This is a genomic window from Streptomyces sp. NPDC056161, assembly GCF_042268025.1.
In the GTDB taxonomy this organism is placed as follows: domain Bacteria; phylum Actinomycetota; class Actinomycetes; order Streptomycetales; family Streptomycetaceae; genus Streptomyces.
The window spans coordinates 1-4,286 of the sequence record NZ_JBHJUV010000132.1 but is presented as its reverse complement, the minus strand read 5'-3'; the positions used below and the strand labels follow the sequence as shown (position 1 = coordinate 4,286).

Genomic DNA, 4,286 nt, shown 5'->3' with positions numbered 1-4,286 from the left:
GGGGCCCCGGGGGGGGGGGGGGGGGGGGGTGGGGGTCGCCCGGCCCCCCCGCCCGAGCCCTGGCCACGGTCACCGTCGTACGGCGCGTTCATGGTTACCCCACCTCATCGTCCCCGGGCCCACCGGCCACGACATCGCTCAACGGTCCACTCTCTCACCCGCTGCGGACGGGTCGACGCTTTCCGATGCGGTGTCCGGTGTCGGGTCACTCGGCTGCTCCGGGTCACCGGCCCCGGAACGGGCGTCGGACTCCTCCTGGAGACGGTCCCCGGGGCCCTCGGGGTTCTCCGGCTCCTCCGGCTTCTCCCCCGGGGTGCCGGATCCGCTCTCTTCGGCCTGCCGGGCCGCCTTGCGCTTGCGCTGCGTGTACATCCGGAAGCCGGCGAGGACGAGGAGCAGCACGCCGCCACCGATGACCAGCATGACGGTGGGGGTGACCTCGGTGACCTTCACGTCGAAGCTGACCGGAGCGCCGTACTCCTGGCCGTCCTCCGTGTAGAGCTGGGCGATGACGGTGACCCTGCCGTTGGCATTGGCCGAGGTGGTGAATTTCACGGACTGGCTGTGGCCGCCGGAGACGTCGACGGGCTGTTCCGTGTATGCCTTGCCGCCGACGCTGAGGCGGGTCGGCATGGTCGAGGTGAGCCGCAGGACCAGGCGGTCGACGCCCTGCACCAGGTTGTTCTGGACGGTGACCGGGATGGTGGCGCTGCGGCCGGAGAGCTTCGTCTCCGACTTGTCGATCAGTTTGACCTGGTCGATGAGTTCGTCGAGCCAGGCTTCCACGCCCTGCCGGAAGCCGTCCGCCGCACGGCTCTTGCCGCGCCAGGACGTGGACATCTCCCGGTTTATGGCCCGTCCGAAGGGGGTCACCACGCGGGACCTGTCGGTGAGGATCACCTGGAAGTTGTCGAGCTTGTCCTGTGTGCGTGCGATCTGCTCGAAGGCCGCCCGCGGCAGTTCCTTCTTGCGCAGCGAGGAAGGGTAGGCGGACGTGGAGGGGATCTTCGTGGTGGCGCCCGGGTCGGGCTTGGCCTTGGCCGCGGCCGTCAGCTCCTGCGACTGGGACCAGTTCGAGCCCTCCAGCGCGATGACCGCCTGGGCCATCGCCTGGGCCTGGCTCGCGGTCGGCATGCGCTGCGGGGCGACGACGATGCTGCGCTGCTTCGTCGTCTGGGTGTTGAGCGCGAGGCTCTGCGCCAGGAACTTCTGCACGGCGAGCGTGGCCGGGCCCGCCTTCGTCAGATCGCCCTTGAACGCCGTCGACAGCCGCGCGTCGGCGACGACTGCCGTGGTGCCGCCGCCGATCGGACGGGCCGCGGAGGGCGTGTAGGGCAGGCCACCGGTCTCCTGGAGGCTGTCGCTGCGGGCGATCACCTTGTCCGCGCCCGCGGACGTGGCCACCTTGATGATCGACGGGTCCACGGCGCCGTCCACCGGCCATGCGAAATCGGTGCTCGGTGTGACGTGAAGCACTGTCTGGACTGTGGTGGCCGCGACGTCCGTGGCGTCCTTGAGATGGCTGAGCGAGCCCGTGACGCTCGTGCCGTTGTGGGCGAGGGAGGCCAGATCCGGGTCACCGAAGGGCAGGGCGACGACCTGTTTGTCGGCCACCGCCTTCTGCAGGTCGGAGAGGAACTGTTTGGCCACCGCCTGGTGAGTGCCGGCCGTGGTGGTGCCGTTGTCGCCCTGGATCTGGTAGTTGCGCGTCATCGCGTCCACCGAGGCCAGCAGGTCCGGATCGATCACCCAGGTGACGTCCAGTCCTTTGCCGAGCGCCACCAGCTGATTCAGGCGGCCGCCGGGGGAGATCTCCGTGGCGAGGTCGTCATTGAGGAAGACCGGAGTCTGGTGCTCACCGGGACCGGTCTTCGCTGTCATGTGGACGGTGGAGATCAGCGGCCACAGGAACGTCGTCTTCGTCCGGGTGCCGGCCTCCGCCGGCTGCCAGGGCAGGAACGTCCGCCGGATGCCCAGGACCTGCTCCCAGGGCTGAGCGGAGGTCTGGCCGGAGAGGGAGACGTCGAACTCGTAGACGCCGTCCTGACCGAGGTCGAGCTGGTCGACGGGCACGGCGATGGTGAAGGGCTCGGCGACGCCCGGAGTGAGCTTGGCGAAGTTCTCGATGTACTTGTCGCCGACTTCGGAGCCGAAGATCCCCTGGGGGTCAGTGGACCGCTCAGCAACGCTGTCGATGGCGGAGCGGGTGGTCAGCGACGCGCCCACGCGCAGTCCCACATGGGCGTCGGTGACCGCCTGCTTGCCTTGGTTGGTCACCGTGCCCGACACGGTCAGCGTGTCCCCTTCGGTGGGCGCGCTGGGTGTGAGCGAGTCCACGGCGACCGACACGGTGCCCGCGGAGGAGGCGGCCTGTGCGGGCGCCGCCGCGGGCAGCTGGAGCACACCCGCCAGCAGGGGCACACCGGTGAGCAGCGCCCCGGTGCGCCGCAGCCACCGGCGGGCAGGTGAGGGAGCCGTCCCCTGGAAGTCTGCCGCCTCGGCCACGCGCTCGCCCGTCCCTCGTCGTCGTCAGTGGTCGTCGCAATGTGCGTCCACGCATGGTAACGATGCGCGCTGAGGGGAAGTGCCGCGGTCCACCTCACAAGATCGGGGAACCGGGGCGGTCCGTCCCGCATACTCTGTATCAAGAGGAAAGTGCGATTACGGGGTGATGGCTGCCCTTGCACAGGTACGGACGGAGATGTTCGCCGGGGCTCAATGGAGGCGCTTCCGGTGGTCAGGGACACGTACCCTCTTCTGTTGTGCCGAACGCCAACGAAGACTCTCCCACTCCCTTGAGCCAGGTGCAGCAGCGCGCGGTGAGCGAGCTACTGCGGGTGGCCCCCGTCGCCGATGATCTTGCCCGCCGTTTCCAGGCGGCCGGGTTCTCGCTCGCCCTGGTCGGCGGTTCGGTACGGGACGCGCTGCTCGGTCGGCTCGGCAACGATCTGGACTTCACTACCGACGCCCGCCCCGAGGACGTCCTCAAGATCGTGCGGCCGTGGGCGGACGCCGTGTGGGAGGTCGGGATCGCCTTCGGCACGGTCGGTGCCCAGAAGGACGGCTACCAGATCGAGGTGACCACCTACCGGTCGGAGGCGTACGACAGGACGTCCCGTAAGCCCGAGGTGTCGTACGGCGACTCCATCGAGGACGATCTGGTCCGGCGCGACTTCACGGTCAACGCGATGGCCGTGGCCCTGCCGGAGAAGGAGTTCATCGACCCGCACGGCGGCCTTGAGGATCTCGCGGAGCGCGTGCTGCGTACACCAGGCACCCCCGAGGACTCCTTCTCCGACGATCCGCTGCGGATGATGCGGGCCGCCCGTTTCGCCGCCCAGCTCGACTTCGAGGTCGCCCCCGAGGTCGTCCGGGCGATGAAGGAGATGGCCGACCGTATCGAGATCGTCTCGGCTGAGCGTGTCCGGGACGAGCTGAACAAACTGATCCTCTCCGCTCACCCGCGCAAGGGCCTGGCCCTGCTCGTCGACACGCGTCTCGCGGACCACGTCCTGCCCGAGTTGCCGGCCCTGCGCCTGGAGCGCGACGAGCACCACCGGCACAAGGACGTCTACGACCACACACTGATCGTCCTGGAGCAGGCGGTCGCCCTGGAGGACGAAGGGCCTGACCTGACGCTCCGGCTGGCCGCCCTGCTCCATGACATCGGCAAGCCGCGCACCCGCCGGTTTGAGAAGGACGGTCGGGTCTCGTTCCACCACCACGAGATGGTCGGGGCGAAGATGACGAAGAAGCGGATGACGGCACTGAAGTACTCCAACGACCTGGTGAAGGACGTCTCCCGGCTGGTCGAACTCCATCTCCGCTTCCACGGCTACGGCACCGGGGAGTGGACGGACTCGGCGGTGCGTCGCTACGTCCGCGACGCCGGCCCCCTTCTCGACCGTCTCCACAAGCTGACGCGCTCCGACTGCACCACCCGGAACAAGCGGAAAGCGGTCGCGCTGTCCCGGGCGTACGACGGACTGGAGGAGCGCATCGCTCAGCTTCAGGAGCAGGAACAGCTCGACGCGATCCGGCCGGACCTCGACGGCAACCAGATCATGGAGGTCCTCGGAGTCGGACCTGGCCCGGTGATCGGCAATGCCTACAAATATCTGCTGGAGCTTCGGCTGGAGAACGGCCCGATGGAGCACGACGCGGCCGTGGCGGCACTCAAGGAATGGTGGGCCGAGCAGGACTGAGCCTGTGGAACGGGGTGATGTTTCACGTGAAACATCACCCCGTTCCTGATGCGGCGAGCCGCGATGTTTCACGTGAAACAT

At 68.5% G+C, this 4,286-nt stretch carries 2 protein-coding genes; one reads left to right on the top strand and one right to left on the bottom strand.

Annotated features, from left to right (window positions below):
* Positions 1-138: 138 nt before the first annotated feature.
* Complete coding sequence (locus tag ACFC09_RS45780; RefSeq protein ID WP_376539105.1) at positions 139-2,505, bottom strand: DUF6049 family protein; 2,367 nt, start codon at positions 2,503-2,505, stop codon at positions 139-141.
* A gap of 257 nt (positions 2,506-2,762) precedes the next feature.
* Between ACFC09_RS45780 and ACFC09_RS45775 the strand changes: the two genes are divergently transcribed.
* Positions 2,763-4,205 carry a CCA tRNA nucleotidyltransferase gene (locus ACFC09_RS45775; RefSeq protein ID WP_376539103.1) on the top strand — a complete coding sequence of 481 codons (1,443 nt, stop codon included), beginning with the start codon at positions 2,763-2,765 and terminating at the stop codon, positions 4,203-4,205.
* Positions 4,206-4,286 lie beyond the last annotated feature (81 nt).